The organism is Mesorhizobium sp. M1403 (assembly GCF_040317695.1).
Taxonomy (GTDB): domain Bacteria; phylum Pseudomonadota; class Alphaproteobacteria; order Rhizobiales; family Rhizobiaceae; genus Mesorhizobium.
Map to the genome: position 1 here is coordinate 14,088 of NZ_JAMYKY010000024.1, position 16,567 is coordinate 30,654.

14 protein-coding genes are annotated in these 16,567 nt (G+C 63.9%); 8 read left to right on the forward strand and 6 right to left on the reverse strand.

All coding sequences use genetic code 11. The features are described from left to right. Positions 1–3 precede the first annotated feature (3 nt). On the reverse strand, positions 4–603 hold the full coding sequence (gene pncA / locus NKH01_RS27650; RefSeq protein ID WP_023718168.1) for a bifunctional nicotinamidase/pyrazinamidase: 600 nt from the start codon (positions 601–603) through the stop codon (positions 4–6). 272 nt (positions 604–875) lie between these two features. Here pncA and NKH01_RS27655 point away from each other — a divergent pair, with 272 nt between their 5' ends. The 6 genes from NKH01_RS27655 to NKH01_RS27680 are packed head-to-tail and all read left to right on the forward strand — an operon-like array spanning position 876 to position 7,937. Next, positions 876–1,736, forward strand: coding sequence for an FAD binding domain-containing protein (locus NKH01_RS27655; RefSeq protein WP_353023354.1), 861 nt, complete (start codon positions 876–878; stop codon positions 1,734–1,736). Then, positions 1,736–4,489 carry a molybdopterin-dependent oxidoreductase gene (locus NKH01_RS27660; protein WP_353023399.1) on the forward strand — a complete coding sequence of 918 codons (2,754 nt, stop codon included), beginning with the start codon at positions 1,736–1,738 and terminating at the stop codon, positions 4,487–4,489. Before NKH01_RS27655 ends, NKH01_RS27660 begins: the two co-directional genes overlap by 1 nt. Next, positions 4,486–6,027, forward strand: coding sequence for a 6-hydroxynicotinate reductase (locus NKH01_RS27665; RefSeq protein ID WP_353023356.1), 1,542 nt, complete (start codon positions 4,486–4,488; stop codon positions 6,025–6,027). The genes NKH01_RS27660 and NKH01_RS27665 overlap by 4 nt, the downstream gene beginning before the upstream one ends. Further along, a complete protein-coding gene (locus NKH01_RS27670; RefSeq protein ID WP_353023358.1) occupies positions 6,027–6,902 on the forward strand; it encodes a UPF0280 family protein in 876 nt (291 codons plus the stop codon). The genes NKH01_RS27665 and NKH01_RS27670 overlap by 1 nt, the downstream gene beginning before the upstream one ends. Then, positions 6,895–7,479: an amino acid synthesis family protein gene (locus NKH01_RS27675; RefSeq protein WP_023718173.1), complete on the forward strand. Its 585-nt coding sequence runs from the start codon at positions 6,895–6,897 to the stop codon at positions 7,477–7,479. Before NKH01_RS27670 ends, NKH01_RS27675 begins: the two co-directional genes overlap by 8 nt. Beyond that, complete coding sequence (locus NKH01_RS27680) at positions 7,476–7,937, forward strand: MarR family winged helix-turn-helix transcriptional regulator (protein WP_023718174.1); 462 nt, start codon at positions 7,476–7,478, stop codon at positions 7,935–7,937. Before NKH01_RS27675 ends, NKH01_RS27680 begins: the two co-directional genes overlap by 4 nt. Positions 7,938–8,006: 69 nt before the next feature. Here NKH01_RS27680 and NKH01_RS27685 read toward each other — a convergent pair whose 3' ends face one another. The 3 genes from NKH01_RS27685 to NKH01_RS27695 are packed head-to-tail and all read right to left on the reverse strand — an operon-like array spanning position 8,007 to position 11,826. Continuing rightward, positions 8,007–8,972 carry a substrate-binding domain-containing protein gene (locus NKH01_RS27685; RefSeq protein WP_023718175.1) on the reverse strand — a complete coding sequence of 322 codons (966 nt, stop codon included), beginning with the start codon at positions 8,970–8,972 and terminating at the stop codon, positions 8,007–8,009. After that, a complete protein-coding gene (locus NKH01_RS27690; RefSeq protein ID WP_023718176.1) occupies positions 8,969–10,282 on the reverse strand; it encodes an ABC transporter permease in 1,314 nt (437 codons plus the stop codon). The genes NKH01_RS27685 and NKH01_RS27690 overlap by 4 nt, the downstream gene beginning before the upstream one ends. Then, on the reverse strand, positions 10,279–11,826 hold the full coding sequence (locus NKH01_RS27695; RefSeq protein WP_352846896.1) for a sugar ABC transporter ATP-binding protein: 1,548 nt from the start codon (positions 11,824–11,826) through the stop codon (positions 10,279–10,281). Before NKH01_RS27695 ends, NKH01_RS27690 begins: the two co-directional genes overlap by 4 nt. A gap of 253 nt (positions 11,827–12,079) precedes the next feature. Here NKH01_RS27695 and NKH01_RS27700 point away from each other — a divergent pair, with 253 nt between their 5' ends. After that, positions 12,080–13,099: a LacI family DNA-binding transcriptional regulator gene (locus NKH01_RS27700; protein ID WP_023718178.1), complete on the forward strand. Its 1,020-nt coding sequence runs from the start codon at positions 12,080–12,082 to the stop codon at positions 13,097–13,099. A 254-nt stretch (positions 13,100–13,353) separates the two neighbouring features. Next, complete coding sequence (locus NKH01_RS27705) at positions 13,354–13,977, forward strand: L,D-transpeptidase (protein WP_352640289.1); 624 nt, start codon at positions 13,354–13,356, stop codon at positions 13,975–13,977. Between the two features lie 157 nt (positions 13,978–14,134). Here the strand turns inward: NKH01_RS27705 and NKH01_RS27710 are convergent, their stop codons facing one another. Both NKH01_RS27710 and NKH01_RS27715 read right to left on the reverse strand, forming a co-directional pair. Further along, positions 14,135–15,136 carry an LLM class flavin-dependent oxidoreductase gene (locus tag NKH01_RS27710; RefSeq protein ID WP_352495038.1) on the reverse strand — a complete coding sequence of 334 codons (1,002 nt, stop codon included), beginning with the start codon at positions 15,134–15,136 and terminating at the stop codon, positions 14,135–14,137. Positions 15,137–15,293: 157 nt separating this feature from the next. Continuing rightward, the gene (locus NKH01_RS27715) at positions 15,294–16,454 is read right to left on the reverse strand and encodes an AI-2E family transporter (RefSeq protein ID WP_353023362.1); all 1,161 of its coding nucleotides are present in this window, start codon (positions 16,452–16,454) and stop codon (positions 15,294–15,296) included. Between the last annotated feature and the right edge of the window lie 113 nt (positions 16,455–16,567).

A 16,567-nucleotide genomic window follows, 5' to 3' on the forward strand; every position in this document is an offset into this window, starting at 1 on the left:
CGTTCAAATCAGTGCCACGCCGGCATCGCGCATCCGGCCCAGCATCCTCTCCACGGAGCCGTTGAGATCGATGCCGCGGCAGGCGTCGAGCCGCACGGACGTCTCAAAACCGAGCTTGACCGCGTCGAGCGCCGAAAAGGCGACGCAGAAATCCGTCGCTAGGCCGACCAGGGTCAGCGTCTCGATGTTCCGATCCCGAAGATAGCCGGCAAGGCCGGTCGGCGTCGTCCGGTCGTTCTCGAAGAATGCCGAATAGCTGTCGATCGCAGGACGGAACCCTTTGCGGATCACCAGCTCGGCCTTGCTCCAGGCGAGGCCCGAATGGAAATCCGATCCCAGGCTGCCCTGGATGCAGTGATCCGGCCACAGCGTCTGGTGGCCATAAGGCACATCGATCGTTTCGAACGGTTGCTTGCCGGGGTGGCTGGAGGCAAAGCTGGAATGGCCGGCAGGGTGCCAGTCCTGCGTCAGCAGGACGTGCTCGGTCCGCCGGATCAGGTCGTTGACCAACGGCACGATTTCGTCGCCGCCAGCCACTTCCAGGGCGCCACCCGGGCAGAAATCGTTCTGCAGGTCGATGACGACAAGCGCTTCGTCGGCCATGGAGCCTCCTTATTTTCTTGGTCTTGAGCTTAGGCTCCAATGAAAACGCGACCGGACGCAGAAACTTGACCAGATGGCCGGCTGCGTCAACCTCTCACGGCATAACAAATGCGTTCCGGGCGCACCGGTGCCCATAGCCGTGCAAACTCTGGCTTTGACAATTCCTGCCGGCTTGATATCATTTGCATACGAATGAATTTCCTGCCTTGCATGCTCGGGAAAATCTTTCGGCAGGATCCCCTCTCGGGAAGTCCATTCTGGGAAGGCAAAGCGTGATCCGTTACGCAAAACCCACCACGGTCGACGACGCCCTCGCTTTGCTGGGCGAAGGACAATGGCGCATCCTCGCCGGCGGCACCGACTTCTATCCGGCACAGGGCAGCAAGCCTTTCCGCGACAATGTCCTCGACATCAATGGCTTGGCGGCATTGCGCGGCATTGCCGAAGCCGAGAACCATTGGCTCGTTGGCGCGCGCACCACCTGGACCGATCTCGTCCGCCATCCGCTGCCGGCGGCTTTCGACGCGCTGAAGCAGGCGGCGCGGGAAGTCGGCTCGGTGCAGATCCAGAACGTTGCCTCGATTGCCGGCAATCTTTGCAATGCCTCGCCGGCCGCCGACGGCGTGCCGGCGCTGCTGGTGCTCGACGCCGAGGTCGAACTGCGTTCCTCGGTGGCGACCCGGCATCTGCCCCTTGCAGAATTCATCCTCGGCAACCGTCGCACCGCTCTGCAGCCCGGCGAAATGGTCACGGCAATCCGCATTCCCAAACCCGCGACCGCCGGCAGCTCCGCCTTCGTGAAGCTTGGCGCACGGCGTTATCTCGTCATCTCCATCGCCATGGCCGCCGCACGCCTGGCCATCGAAGATGGCATCGTCAGGAACGCGGTCGTGGCCGTCGGGTCCTGCTCGGTCGTCGCCAGGCGCTTGGCGGGCGTCGAGGCGGCGCTGCGCGGCCGTCCGGTCGGCCCCGCGCTGGCCACTGCCATCCAATCCGCGCCAATGGACGAGCTGTCGCCGATCGGCGACGTGCGCGGCAGCGCCGAATATCGGCTGGATGCGGCGCGCGAGATCGTTGCCCGTGCCGTGCTTGGTGCTGTGGGCGCTATTCCCGGCGAAAGGGCGGCAGCATGATGGGCATGGAGCGCGCCGACATCGCCTTCGAGGTCAACGGCGCCGCCGTCAGCGTTTGCGTGCCGCCGGTGCGGCGGCTATCCGCCGTGTTGCGCGACGAGCTGCGGCTGACCGGCACCAAGATCGGCTGTGATGCCGGCGATTGCGGCGCCTGCACGGTGCTGGTCGACGGCGAGCCGGTCTGCGCCTGCCTGATGCCGGCGGCTTCCGCCTCCGGCACCGTGGTGACGACCGTCGAAGGTCTCGGCGATGGCAGGCTGTCGGCGCTGCAGGCCTCGTTTCTCAGCCATGGCGCAGCACAATGCGGCGCCTGCACGCCCGGCCTGCTGGTCGCCGCAACGGCACTCCTGGACAGGACGCCTTACCCGAGCGAGGCCGAAACGCAGGATGCGCTGGGCGGCGTGCTCTGCCGCTGTACCGGCTACCGCAAGATCGTCGCCGCGGTGATGGATGCTTGGCGCCACGCCGATGGTCTCGATCCGCGCATGCCATTGTCCGGCCATGCCGTCGGCTCCTCTCCGATCCGCCTCGATGGCGTGCCGAAAGTCACCGGCGTCGAAAAATTCGGCGGCGATTCCTTTCCCATGGATGCACTGTCGGTGCTGGTGATCCGCTCGCCGCATTATCATGCGGCCTTCAGCTTCGGCGATCTCGATGGCTGGGTGAAATCCCGTCCCGGCATTGCCGGCGTCTTTACCGCCGCCGACATTCCGGGAAAGAATTGTTTCGGCGTCATCGCGCCCTTCGCCGACCAGCCGGCGCTGGCCGAAGCATTTTCGCGCTTTCGCGGCGAGGCGGTGGCGCTGGTTGCCGGCGAACGCGAGGCCATCGTCGATCTCGACCTTGCCGATTTTCCTGTCAGTTGGACCGAATTGCCGCATTTTCTGGAGCCTTGCGAAGCACAGGCCGGCGGTGCGTCACTGGTCCATGAAAACCGGCCCTCGAACTTGCTCACCTCCGGCTTCGTCGAGCGTGGCGACCCCGAGGCCGCCCTTGCCGGTGCGGCTTTCGTCGTTTCCGGCGCCATCGACACCTCCTATGTCGAGCATGCCTATATCGAACCGGAAGCCGGCTATGCCTTCATGGACGGCGATACGCTGGTCGTCGTCGCCTGCACGCAGGCCCCCTATATGGACCGCGACGACACGGCAAAAGTGCTCGGCCTTGCCCCGGAAAAGGTGCGCATCGTGCCGACCGCCACCGGCGGCGGCTTCGGCTCCAAGCTCGATGTCTCGCTGCAACCGCTCATCGGCCTCGTCGCCATGAAAACCGGCCGGTCGGCGGCACTCGCCTATACCCGCACCGAATCGATGATCTCGACCACCAAGCGCCATCCCGCTCGGATGAGAGCGAGCATCGGCGCCGATGCCGACGGCCGCGTCACCGGCATGGTCTTCGCCGGCGATTTCAACACCGGCGCCTATGCCAGCTGGGGGCCGACGGTCGCCAACCGCGTGCCGGTGCACGCCTCCGGCCCCTATGCGACGCCGAACTATCGCGCCGAAGGCCGCGCCATCCACACCAATGGCCCGATTGCCGGCGCCTTTCGCGGTTTCGGCGTGCCGCAGGCGACGATCATGCAGGAGACCCTCTATGACGAGTTGGCCGACAAGCTAGGCATGGACCGGCTCGACTTTCGCCTGAAGAACTGCCTTCGGAACGGATCCGAAACAGTTACCGGGCAGCGGCTCGAGTCAGGCGTCGGCATCGCCGACTGCCTGGAGGCCCTCCGCTCACATTGGCGGCGTGCCCTTCGTGATGCCGAAGCGTTCAATGCCGGTAGCAGCATCAAAAAACGCGGCGTCGGCGTGGCCTCTTGCTGGTACGGCTGCGGCAACACCTCGCTGCCCAATCCGTCGACCATCAAGGTCGGCATCTCGGTATCGGGTGAAGTCGTCCTGCATCAGGGGGCGGTCGATATCGGGCAAGGTTCGAACACTGTCATCGCGCAGATCTGCGCCGACGCGTTGGGGCTTCCGCTTGAAAAGCTCCGGCTGAAAGGCGCCGACACGGCGATCACCCCCGACGCCGGCAAGACATCGGCCTCGCGCCAGACCTTCGTCACCGGCAAGGCCGCCGAAAAGGCCGGCCGCGCCTTGCGCGATGAGATCTTGCGTTTCGCCAATGTCTCGGAAAAGGCGGCGATTGCGCTGGACGGCACAAGTCTGAGCATCGGGGAAGGCGAAGCGACGCGCCGCATCGATCTTTCCTCGCTGCAGGCAGACGCCGAAGGATTCGTCTTCCGGGCCGAGGAAAGCTACGACCCGCCGACGCAGCCGCTCGATGCAAAAGGTCAGGGCAAGCCTTACGCCGTCTATGGCTATGGCGCCCAGATCGCCGAACTGGAGGTCGACCTCAGGCTCGGCACCGTGAAGCTGATAAAAATCACCGCCGCGCACGATGTCGGCAAGGCCATCAATCCCTTGCTTGCCGAAGGCCAAATCGAGGGTGGCATCGCCCAGGGCATCGGCATGGCGCTGATGGAAGAATACATCCCCGGCCGCACCGAAAACCTGCACGACTATCTGATCCCGACGATCGGCGACGTGCCGCCGATCGAGACCATCTTGATAGAAGTTCCGGATCCGGAAGGACCCTTCGGCGCCAAGGGTTTGGGCGAGCATGTGCTGATCCCGACGGCGCCGGCGATCCTCAACGCCATACGCCATGCCGCCGGTGTGGTGGTCACCAAAATTCCGGCGACGCCGACCCGCATCCGCGCCGCCATCCGCGACAAGGAGGCGCGCCGATGAGCGAGCTTGCCGAACGCTTCGAGACACACGATCCCGGCGAGAAGCTGGTAGCGGAGAAGATCCGCTGCGATGCCTGTCCGGTCATGTGCTACATCGCCGATAGCCGCACCGGCGCCTGCGATCGCTACGGCAATGTTGGCGGCAGGATCGTGCGGATGGATCCGCTGACCATCCTCGACCACGCGGCCGAGACAGGCGGCGCGGTCGTGCCCTTTGCCGAGGAAGGCAAGGGCTGGGACGGCGAACTGGTCAACACCGGCCGCCGCTTCGTCACTGCGATCGGCGCCGGCACCACCTACCCCGATTACAAGCCGGCGCCCTTCATCGTCAGCCAGGAGGTCGAGGGCGTCGATCTGGTCACCGTCGTCACCGAGGGCATCTTCTCCTATTGCGGCGTCAAGGTGAAGATCGACACCGACCGTCATATCGGCCCCGAAACGGCGACGGTCCGTGCCCAAGGCGAGGCGATCGGCCATGTCACGACCGGCGAATACGGCTCGCAAATGCTGTCGCTGGGCGGCGTGCATCATTTGACCGGCGGCTCGAAGGCTGAAGGGCGCGCCACCTGTGACGCCATGCTCAGCCTGTGCAACCGCAAACCGGTCGAGCTCGTCATCGACGGCGGCGCCACCGTCATCGTCGAAGCCGGCAAGCCGCCTGTCATCGACGGCAAGCTCGAGCAGCGCATGCGCGTCGGCTGCGGTTCGGCTACCATAGGCATGTTCGCCACCCAATGGCGCGGCCTTGTCGATGAGGTGGTGGTGGTCGACGACCACATCACCGGCGTCGTCTCCGAGCATCAGGCCGGCAAGGTGCTTGGCTGGCAGGACACTGGCATCAAGATCATCGGCCGCCGTTCGACGCCGGGCCGTTATTTCAAGGTGTCGGAGCCCGGCGTCGGCTGGGGCGGCACCAGCATTTCCGACCCGCTGTCGATCCTTGGTGAATGGAACGCCAAAAAGGGCGCGCGCCCCGGCATGTCGCTGCTGATGGTCTCGACCACCGGCGAGCAATTCGCCTATTACGAGCTCGACGACGAATTGAAGCCGGTGCAGAAACCGTTCCCGGAGCGGCTGCGGAAGTCGGTTGAACTGATCGAGGACAATTGCGAGCCGGCGCTCTGCACCGTGCTTTTCGTCGGCGGCGCCGGCGGCTCGCTGCGCGCCGGCGTCACCGAGAACCCGGTCAATCTGACCCGCTCGGTGCAGGGCCTCAAGACCTATGTGACGGTCGGCGGCGCGCCGGTCTATGTCTGGCCGGGCGGCGGCATCACGCTGATGGTCGACGTCACCCGCGTGCCGGAAGGCGCCTTCGGCTATGTCCCGACGCCGGCGCTGGTGGCGCCCATCGAATTCACCATGCGCCGCGACGATTATGTCAGGCTCGGCGGCTATGAAGCCGAAATCCGCAGCGTCGACGATATCCTGGCCAAGGGCGGCGAGTATCTCAACCCGCGCCGCGGCAAGGCCGCACCTCGCGACAATCCCTGGCCGCCGCTGGTGCAGCTGCGGCGCGCGACGACAAATGGGGCAGGGTGATGAACGGCCCGCAGGCGCATTGGCTCGAGGACGGCCGAAGGCTTCACCTCAATCATGGGCCGATCGATCTGATCGTCGAGGCCTTCGGCGAGGCGAGCGAATGCCGCGCCGCCTATCATCAGGCGGCAACGCGCTTCCAGACAATCCTGCCCGAACTGGTCGAAGAGTTGCCCGAACTGCGTCGCCAGGCGCCGCTGCGTCCTCGCATGTTTGTCGGCCCGACGGCACGTCGCATGGAAGCGGCGGTCGTTCCGCTAGCGAAACAATTCATCACGCCGATGGCGGCCGTCGCCGGCTCGGTAGCCGACGAAGTGCTTGGCGCTCTGCTTGCCGGCCGCCGGCTCGAGCGCGCCTATGTCAACAATGGCGGCGACAGCGCGATCCATCTCGGCCACGGCCAGTCGATGACGCTTGCCATTGCCGGGACAGGTCACGGGCTGGCAGACCGTCTCACGAGCCGCGCCGAAGACGGGATCCGCGGTGTCGCGACAAGCGGCTGGCGCGGCCGTTCGTTTTCGCTCGGCATCGCCGACGCGGTCACGGTGCTGGCGCGGACGGGTGCTGCAGCCGATGCCGCCGCGACCTTGATCGCCAACGCCGTCGACGTGCCCGGTCATCCGGCCGTTAGGCGCATACGGGCGCACGATCTCGCACCGGACAGCGATCTCGGCGACCGTTTGGTGACGCAGGGCGTGGGGCCGCTTTCCGCCGCTGAAATCGCTATTGCGCTGGAAAGCGGATTTGCCGTTGCCGAGGAGTTTCGGCGGCGCGGCCTGATTGCCGCCGCGGCGCTTTTCCTCGGCGGTCAGGTGCGCATCGCAGGTCCGATGGCGCTCGCCAACAAAGTTTTAGAGAGGGAAATTGCTCATGCCTGAGTTTCCGATCCGCAAGATCGCCGTGCTGACCGAAGAGATTTTTCACGAAGGCGGGCCGGTGGCGAAGGTGCCGCGGCGCCGCGCCGCGGCCATGGCTGTGGTGAAGAACCCGTTCGCCGGCCGTTACGTCGAGGAACTGCAGAGCGCGATGGAGGATTTGAAGCCGCTCGGGCTGCTGCTCTCCGACAGGCTCATTGCCGCATTGGGCGGCGACGTGAAACAGATCGACGGTTACGGCAAGGGTGCCATCGTCGGCGCGGCGGGCGAGCTGGAGCATGGCGCGCTGTGGCATGTGCCGGGCGGCTATGCCATGCGCGAACGGCTTGGCGACGCCAAGTCGATCGTGCCGTCGTCGAAGAAGGTCGGCGGCTTCGGCGCGCGGCTCGATGTGCCGCTCGGCCACATCAACGCGGCCTATGTGCGCAGCCATTTCGATGCCATGGAAATCGGCATCAGCGATGGCCCGCGTCCCGACGAGATCCTGTTTTGCCTCGCAATGACCTGCGGCCCGCGCGTGCATGACCGCATGGGCGGGCTGGCTGCCAAGGACATCAAGGCATGGGATGGGCTGAGGTGAGCGCCGAAGACAATCTGCTCAAGCTGGTCGAGGCCGAGGAGCCTGACGAAAACGACTATCGCTTGCAGGAGCAGGTCGGCTTTATCCTGCGCAAGGCGCACCAGCGCCATGTCTCGATCTTCGCCGCACACATCGCCGATCTGACGCCGCCGCAATTTGCCGCCCTGGCCAAATTGCGCGACGTCGGCGAGACCTCGCAGAACCAGCTTGGCAGCCTGATCGCCATGGATGCGGCGACGGTGAAAGGTGTCATCGACCGGCTGAAAGCGCGAGGCTTTGTCGAACTTAGCAAACACGAAGTCGACAAACGGCGCCTGCTGGTCAATCTGACGGCCGAGGGGCGCGACGCGATCGAGCGGCTGATTCCGCTTGCCCGCGAGATTACGCAGGAAACGCTGGCACCGCTTTCCGCCAAGGAGGCGGCCATTTTCATGAAGCTGCTGGCCAAGCTGGCTTGAGCTGCCACCTGCCGAGCGTTTAGTTGTTACTCCTGCCGGGCGCTGAACGCCCGGCAGGAAAGCCTCGTCTCAGAGGCCGTTGTCCTTCAGGATCTGGGCAGCATTTTCCTTGGTGATCTTCTGCGTCGGCAGGATGATGGTCTTTTCCACCTTCTCGCCGTTCAGGAACTTGATCGCCTGCCGCAGCCCTTCGGCGCCCGGCGTCACATAAGTGAACGTCGCCGTCAGCTCGCCATTGGCGACGAGTTGCACGCCTTCATTGGGCAGGCCGTCGATGCCGATGAACTTGATGTCCTTCTCACGTCCGGCGTCCTTGGCGGCAAGATAGGCGCCATAGGCCATTGGATCATTGTGGCCGTAGACGAGATCGATCTTTTCGTTGTTGCGCAGCGCCGTGGCCATGATGTTGTAGGCCTGGTCCTGCTTCCAGTCGCCCGACTGCTGGTCGAGCAGGTTCTTGATACCCGGCTCCTTGTCGGTGAATTCATGGAAGCCGTCATGGCGGTCATGCGCCGGCTGGGTGCCCATGCCGCCCCAGATTTCGACGACGTTGCCGGCGGCCTTGCCCTTGCCGCCAAGCAGCTCGACGGCATATTCACCGGCAGCCCGGCCGATCAGCTTGTTGTCGCCGCCGACGAACTGCGTGTAGTCGTTGGTTTCGACGTTGCGGTCGAGCACGAAGACCGGGATCTTGGCATCGATCGCCTGCTGCACGACACCGGTCAGGCCGGCGGACTCTTTCGGCGACACCAAGAGCGCATCGACCTCCTGACGGATCAGGTTTTCGACATCGGCGACCTGCTTCTCGGTCTTGTCCTCGCCGTCGGTTACGATCAGCTCGACTTCCGGATGCTTGGCCGCTTCGGCCAGGATGTCCTTGTTGAACTGGGCACGCCAGGGTTCGATGGTCGTAACCTGCGAGAAGCCGATTTTCCATTTCTTGTCCTGCGCGTGGGCACCGCTGGCAAGCATCGCGGTCGTGGTCAGGAGTGCCGCTGTCAGCGCGGCAAGCTTCAACAATTCACGTCGTTTCATTTCTTGTTTCCTCCAATATTCAGAGACGCGGTCTCTTGCGACGGCCGCTTTGCCGCGGCCGTTTCCTTGTGCGCTTGCCCACCGGGCAATCGCAGATAGAAGAGAAGATCGCCGGCATTGCGCTCCTGTACGAGCACGGTACCGATGATGATCATCCCCTTCAGCACCAGCTGAAGGTTCGAATTGATGTTGTGCAGCTGCAGGATGTTAGAGAGCAGCCCGAAGATCAGCACGCCGCAGAACGTCCCGGTGAGGCTGCCGCGTCCGCCCATCAGGCTGGTGCCGCCGATGACCACGGCGGCAATCGCGTCGAGCTCCAGCCCGGCGCCGGCGTCCGGCTTGCCTTGCCGGTATTGCGCGACATAGAGCACCGCCGCGATGCCGGCCAGCAGCCCCGAAACCGCGTAGGTGGCGATCTTGACGCGGCCGGCGGCGATGCCGGACAGCCGGGCCGCTTCCTCATTGCCGCCGATGGCATAGACATAGCGGCCAAACGGCGTGAAGCGCAGCACGGCGCCGTAGATCAGGATCGCGCCGAGGAAGAACAGGCCCGGCATCGGGATTACGCCGAACACCAGCGAGCGCAGCATTTCGAAATCGGCCGTGGCGTTCGAACCGGTATAGACCGGCAGCACCGCATTGTTTTGGCCGGCGGTCAGCCGGGCGATGCCGAGCGCAGTGACCATCATCGCCAGCGTCACGATGAAGGGCTGCAGCCGCCCGGCGACGATGATGAAGCCGTTGAGCGCGCCGAACAGCAGGCCGACGCAAGGCGCCACCAGCAGCACGCCGAGCACGCCGAATTTTGAGCCTACCTGCGGCAGCAGGAACCACAGCACCAGACTGCACAGGATCACCCCGACAATGCCGGGGGTAACCAGCCCACGAACGCTATCCAACCTGATGTCGTGCGTGGCCTGCGCGCCGGCGCGGGATTTTTCGATGTTCAGCAGGATGAAACGGGTGACGAGAATGCCGAGGCAAAGGGCTGCCACAGCAACTGTCGGCACCCCCAGCACCACCGCCGGCGTCACGCCGGGGACCGTCAGCAGCATGGCACAGACCACCGTGCAGATCGCCATCAGCGAGCCGACGGAAAGGTCGATACCGCCAGTGATGATCACCGCCGTCATGCCGGTGGCAATCAGGCCGGTGGTCGACACCTGGCGCAGCACGTCGAGCAGGTTGCCATAGGACAGGAAGATATTGTTGCCCTTGGAGCTGATCGGCGAGCCGAGCACGCCGATCAGGAAGATGGCGATCAGGCCCCAATAGAGCTTCGTCCGGGACAGGATATGCAAAATGCTCATGCGGCAGGCCTCGTCATGGTCCGTCGCGGCGCCGCAAGCCGCATGATGGCCTCCTCGCTGGCTTGCGCGCGGGACAGGATGCCCGTCTGGCGGCCGTCGGCCATGACCAGGATACGGTCGGAAAGATGCAGCAGCTCCGGCAATTCCGAGCTGATGACGGCGATCGCCAGCCCGTCTCGCGCCAGCTTGAAGATGAGATCGTAAATTTCCCGCTTGGCGCCGACATCGATGCCGCGCGTCGGCTCGTCGAGCAGCAGCACCCGTGGCCTCGTCGCCAGCCATTTGCCGATGACGACCTTCTGCTGGTTGCCGCCGGACAGCGTGCCGGCCGGCTGCTCGACGGTCTCGCAGCGAATGCCGAGCGCCTTGACGGCGTCCCGTGCCAACCCTTGCTCGCCGGCCAGCGAGCGCAGGCCGAACCGCGCCAGCGAACCGACCAGCGGCAGCGCGACGTTGTCTGTGATCGAGGCCTCGAGATGCAGGCCTTGCGTCTTGCGGTCTTCTGTGACCAGGGCGATGCCGAGCCGGCGCGCATCGCGCGGCGAACGGATTTCTACTGCCTCGCCATCGAGCCTGATCTCACCGCCAGCACGTCCTCCGCTGGACCCGAAGATCGTTTCCAGGATTTCGGTACGGCCCGAGCCCAGCAGTCCGCCGATACCGAGGATTTCTCCTGCGGCAAGATCGAAGCTGACGCCGTCGAGCACGGTGCGCCAGCCATGGCGATTGGGCTTCGATAGCGACAGCTCGCTTACGGAAAGGATGGTGTTGCCACCGGGGATGCGGTGCTCCTGGGAGGAAGCAAGCAGGTTTCGCCCGACCATCGCCGAAATTATGGCGTCTTCGTCGAGCTTGTCCATCGCCTGCGTCAGGACGTGGCGTCCATCGCGAAACACGGTGACCCGGCTGGCCAGATGCATGACCTCGTCGATGCGGTGCGAAATGTAGACGATCGCCACGCCGCTATCGGCGAGCTGGCGGATGATGCGGAACAGCCGCTGGCATTCGGCTGGCGACAGCGCCGAGGTCGGCTCGTCCATGATCAGAATGCGCGCCGACATAGACAGCGCCTTGGCGATCTCGACCAGCTGCTGTTCGCCGACGCGCAAGGCACCGACGCGCGCATCCGGGTCGAGCTCGATGCCGAGCCTTTGCAAGAGCGCGCCGGCAGCGCGGCTGCTCGCCTTGCGGTCGACAATCAGCCCGGCGATCAGCTTCTCGCGGCCGAGAAAGATATTGTCCGCGACGCTGAGTTCGGGAACGAGGTTCAGCTCCTGGTGGATGATGGCGATGCCGGCGCGCTCGGCTTCGCGGACGCCGGCAAAGCGCACCGGATGGCCATCGATACTGACCGTTCCGTTATAGTCCGTATAGACGCCGGATAGGATCTTCATCAGCGTCGACTTGCCGGCGCCGTTCTCGCCCATCAGCGCATGGACCTCGCCGCGCCGCAGTTCGAAGCCGACATCGACAAGCGCGGCGATGCCGCCGAAGGACTTGGAGATGTGCTCGGCGCTCAGCACGATAGCCGAGCCGTCCGCCATAACGCCTTCCGCAGGGATGGAATTGCCGTGCTGCATGACAAGGACGGCCTCCCTCCGTCGTCACCGAACGCCTCAAACGCTAATCTAAACGTTTCGATCATGTCAAGCCAATATCTGGTGTCCAAGATTGTTCCATTTCAATTCTTGCGCAAAACCATAAGATTCCGTACGTATTGCTGCTGCGGAGTGGTGAAACGTTTCGAAAATGACAGCGTCAGGACGAAAAAAGCAGCGCAAATCCACTGCACCGACCATGCTTCACGTGGCCGAAGCGGCGCGTGTTTCCGTGGCCACCGTATCGGCGTTGATCAACGGCACCGCGACCGTCAGCCCCGAGCTCAGCCAGCGCATCGAACAGGCGATCCGCGACATCGGTTACAAGCGCAACGCCATCGCCCGCAGCCTCAAGATGGGCACCACACGCACCATCGGGCTCACCGTCCCACACATCACCAACCCGTTCTTTACCGACGTGGTTTCGGTGATCCAGCAGGCTTTCGACAGGGCCGGCTACGCCGTCATGCTGTGCTGCACCGACGAGCACCTGAACACGCAGGACGACCAGATCAGGCTGCTGCTCGACCGGATGGTCGACGGGCTGATCGTCGCGCGTGTCGGCGACGGCGCGATCCTCAAACGGATTGTCGACGACGCCAATGTGCCGGTCGTGCTACTCGACCGTGTTTGCCAGGGTGTCGACACCGATGCCGTCGTTCTCGACAATCAGCGCGCGGTGTTCGACGCCATCACTTATCTGATCGATCTCGGCCATCGGCGCATCGGCTACATCTCCGGCTCGTTCGATATCTCGCCGATGCATGACCGCATGGCGGGATACCGGGAAGCCCTCCAGACCGCGGGCCTGCCGGCCGAGCCCGAGCTCGTCCGCTTCGGCAATTTCCACGAAGTCGATGGCTACAACGCCACCATGCAGCTGCTTTCGCTGCACGACCGGCCGAGCGCCATCTTTTCGGCCAACAACCCGATGGTGATCGGCACGATGAAGGCCATCCGCGATATCGGCCTGTCCTGTCCGGAGGATATTTCGGTCGCCTGCTTCGACGATTTTCCGTGGTCGGATGTGTTCCGGCCGCAATTGACCACGGTCGCACAGCCGGTGCAGGCGATTGGCGAACAGGCGGCCAATCTGCTGCTCGACCGGCTCGCCGGCAACAGGGATGCGCCGCCGCGCAAGCTGACGCTCAAGGGACGCCTGATGATCCGCAATTCATGCCGGCCACTTGGCGCGATCGCACAAAGCGTCAGCGCGTAGCGCTTGGGCTCTGTTCAGAAACGTTGTAATGCCGGACGGACAGCGCTGCCTCTGTCCTGCCGACCCAGGCCCTTCGCAGCCGCTACGGGCGTTCGTCGTTCGAAAACCGAGCAATTGAAGGACGCGGCGCCGATCGAGCCAAGTGGGCAACAATCAGCCCGCCGACAAGCAGGAAAATCTTGGCAATCGAAGCATGTCGGATTAGGAATATGACGAGATGCGGCTGATCGCCTACACGGGCGCCGGCTTGAGTTATGTGCGTGAAATCGATCCTAATCGGGCTGGTACTTGCTGGGATGGTCGCATTCTTCGGCTGCACCACCGGCGGCGCATTAAAGACTTTCCCCTCGGCCTATGGCGGCCTCACCGACGCCGGTTTTCGCGTTCCGCCGGTTCCGATCTACAAGGTTGACCAAAAGTTCCATCGGCAGACAGTGCCTTATGCGACTGAAGAGGCGCCTGGCACCATCATTGTCGATACAGGAGCGAAGTTCCTCTACTACGTGTTGGGAGACGGTCAGGCGCTGCGCTACGGAATCGGCGTTGGCAAGGCGGGCTTCGAGTGGCATGGCACTGCTCACGTTGCGAGGAAGCGCGAATGGCCGGATTGGAGCGCGCCGTCTGCGATGATCGTGCGCGAGCAGAAGCGGGGCCGCATCATACCGGCTCATATGGAGGGCGGACTCATGAACCCGCTCGGGGCACGGGCGCTCTATCTTTTCAACGAGAAAGGTGACACTGGATATCGCCTGCACGGTAGCCCTGAATGGTGGTCCATCGGCAAAGCTGTGTCGGCGGGCTGCATTCGCCTCATGAACCAGGACATCATCGATCTCTACAACCGCTCCACAATCGGCACCAAGGTGATCGTCATTTAGTAGACGCCGCGTTTCCGTCTAACAGACGAGCATGACGGATCGAAAACTCTCCGCGTAAAGCGCGCGAACTGTTCGCGATGTCTTCGCACACCTGTTCGCGATGTTCCCTGCCTAAGGCCGGCCTTGCCCGCAACAGTGCCAAGTGGCGAACCAGCTCTCAGGCAGCTTCCGACAGCGATTTGTGGGCGTCGGTCAGTATCTCGAACGAGCGCACCCGCGCCGCATGGTCGAAAATCTGCGCTGTGACCATCAGTTCGTCGGCGCCGGTGCGGCGCACGAATGCCTCGATGCCTTGCCTGACCGTTTCGGGGGAGCCGACGACGGCGCAGGAAAGCGCCTGGCCGAGCATGGTCTTGGCCATTGGATCGAGGTCGCGCTCATATCCTTCGACCGGCGGCGGCAATCGGCCGGGCCGGCCGGTGCGCAGATTGACGAAGGCCTGCTGCAGCGAGGTGAACAACAGCCGCGCCTCGGCATCGGAAGGAGCAGCGAAGACATTGAGGCCGAGCATCACATAGGGCTTGTCGAGCTGCTCCGAAGGCTGGAAGCGCGAGCGGTAGATCTCCAGCGCATGGTCGAGCTCGGCCGGCGCAAAATGCGAAGCGAAGGCGTAGGGCAGGCCGAGCGTGGCGGCAAGCTGCGCGCCGTAGAGGCTGGAGCCGAGAATCCAGATCGGCACCTTTTCGCCTTCGCCGGGCACCGCGCGGATGCGTTGGCCGTCTTCGGCTGGCTGGAAGTAACCGATCAGCTCGACGACGTCCTGCGGGAAATTGTCGGCGCCAGCGTCGAGGTTGCGGCGCAGCGCCCGTGCCGTGGGCATGTCGGTGCCGGGCGCCCGGCCGAGGCCGAGATCGATGCGGCCGGGATGCAGAGCGTTGAGCGTGCCGAATTGCTCGGCGATGACAAGTGGCGAATGATTGGGCAGCATGACGCCGCCGGCGCCGACGCGTATCGTACGGGTACCTCCGGCCACATGGGCAATGACCACCGAGGTGGCGGCGCTGGCGATGCCTGGCATGTTGTGATGCTCAGCCAGCCAGTAGCGCTTATATCCCAGCCGCTCGGCATGACGGGCGAGATCGAGCGAATTGGCGAGCGACTGCGAAGCATTGCTGCCTTCGACGATCGGCGACAGGTCGAGAACGGAAAGAGCGGTCATCGGCGGGGATTCCTGTGGACCGGACGGATGTAGGAAGCCGTTGCCGGGGCGGCAAATTCAAAATGTTGATAGAGCGCTGTGCGCCCGACGGATGTGCAACCGATGCAAGGTCGTTGATATGCACACCAATCAGTGACGCTTTTGGGCTCTTAAGCCGCTACCTTTTTTGCTCGGAAATCTCTTCATCCTCGATTACCGCCGTGTGCTGCGCCGCGAGGAAATTGCCGACATGGCTGAGACCGTCGAAATGATCGCAGAATACCTTGATGACGACCAGCAGCGGCACCGCCATCAGCGCGCCGACGAAACCCCATAGCCACGACCAGAAGGCGATGGCGATCAGGATCGCCACGGCGTTGATCTCGAGACGGCGGCCGACCACCGTCGGCGTCACGAACTGGCCTTCGACGACGTCGCATAAGAGGACGAAGGCCGGCGCCAGCAGCGCATAGGAAATCGTGTCGAAGCTGATCAGCGCGATGATCGTGACCAGCGTGATGGTGGTCAGCGCCCCGATATAGGGCAGGAAATTGAGCAAGGCCGCTGCCGCGCCCCAGACCTGCGCGTTGGGCACGCCGAGTGCCCACAGGCCGAGCCCGATGACCACGCCGAGACATGTATTGATGACCGTGACAGTAAGCAGATAGTGCGAGATTTCACGCTCGACGTCATAGACTACGCGCAGCGCCCGCTTCTTTTCGCTTAGACTGGGGAAGGACTGGACGATCTTTTCATAGAACATCGTGCCCGAGGCGAGCAGGAACAGCGACAGGACGAAGACGATGGTGACGCTGGCGCCGGCCGACAGCACATTGCCGGCGGCCTGCGAGAGAATACCCGATGGCGCCATCGCCACCCTCTGAACGCCCGGCTCCTGGGACGTCTGTGTCAGGCCCTCGATCTGGCGCGAAATCTCCACGATCCGTTCGAACGGACGGCGCAGTTGTGCCAGACGTTCGGTAAGCTGCTGGCCGATCGTCGAGGTGTTGTTGATGAGGTCGATGACCGGGCCGCTGAGCAGATATCCCGCGACGGCGACGAGGCAAAACGAAAGCAGCACCAGCAGTGTCGCCGAAATGACATCGGGCATGCCATGCTTGCGCAGGAAGCGAACGATCGGCGTCAGCGTCAGCGCCAGCAGAAAAGCCAGAATGACCGGCATGAAGAAGGCGCGGGCGAAGTAAAGCGCGTAGATCGCCATGAGGATGAAGATGCCGACGAGCAGCGAACGCATCAGATGCGCATCCGCCCGCGCCTCGACGCGCGAATCCGGGCTTTCGGCAGCGCTTGCGCCCGAAGCGGCGGGTTCGGCCTTCATTCTGACCCTCGGCGGCACACCGCGATTGGTGTAGACCGTTGGCGAAAACGCCTCTGCGGCTTCAAGGTTCCGTTAGCCGGCGTCACCGGCAAGGCCGCCTCGCGGCTTTGCTG

Bases quoted from the DNA above. Each gene is read 5' to 3' on its own strand.
- NKH01_RS27705 (WP_352640289.1), top strand. From the start codon at position 13,354: ATGTGCGTGAAATCGATCCTAATCGGGCTGGTACTTGCTGGGATGGTC.
- NKH01_RS27675 (WP_023718173.1), top strand. From the start codon at position 6,895: ATGCCTGAGTTTCCGATCCGCAAGATCGCCGTGCTGACCGAAGAGATT.
- NKH01_RS27665 (WP_353023356.1), top strand. From the start codon at position 4,486: ATGAGCGAGCTTGCCGAACGCTTCGAGACACACGATCCCGGCGAGAAG.
- NKH01_RS27670 (WP_353023358.1), top strand. From the start codon at position 6,027: ATGAACGGCCCGCAGGCGCATTGGCTCGAGGACGGCCGAAGGCTTCAC.
- NKH01_RS27710 (WP_352495038.1), bottom strand. From the start codon at position 15,136: ATGACCGCTCTTTCCGTTCTCGACCTGTCGCCGATCGTCGAAGGCAGC.
- NKH01_RS27685 (WP_023718175.1), bottom strand. From the start codon at position 8,972: ATGAAACGACGTGAATTGTTGAAGCTTGCCGCGCTGACAGCGGCACTC.
- pncA (WP_023718168.1), bottom strand. From the start codon at position 603: ATGGCCGACGAAGCGCTTGTCGTCATCGACCTGCAGAACGATTTCTGC.
- NKH01_RS27715 (WP_353023362.1), bottom strand. From the start codon at position 16,454: ATGAAGGCCGAACCCGCCGCTTCGGGCGCAAGCGCTGCCGAAAGCCCG.
- NKH01_RS27695 (WP_352846896.1), bottom strand. From the start codon at position 11,826: ATGGCGGACGGCTCGGCTATCGTGCTGAGCGCCGAGCACATCTCCAAG.
- NKH01_RS27690 (WP_023718176.1), bottom strand. From the start codon at position 10,282: ATGAGCATTTTGCATATCCTGTCCCGGACGAAGCTCTATTGGGGCCTG.
- NKH01_RS27660 (WP_353023399.1), top strand. From the start codon at position 1,736: ATGGGCATGGAGCGCGCCGACATCGCCTTCGAGGTCAACGGCGCCGCC.
- NKH01_RS27700 (WP_023718178.1), top strand. From the start codon at position 12,080: ATGCTTCACGTGGCCGAAGCGGCGCGTGTTTCCGTGGCCACCGTATCG.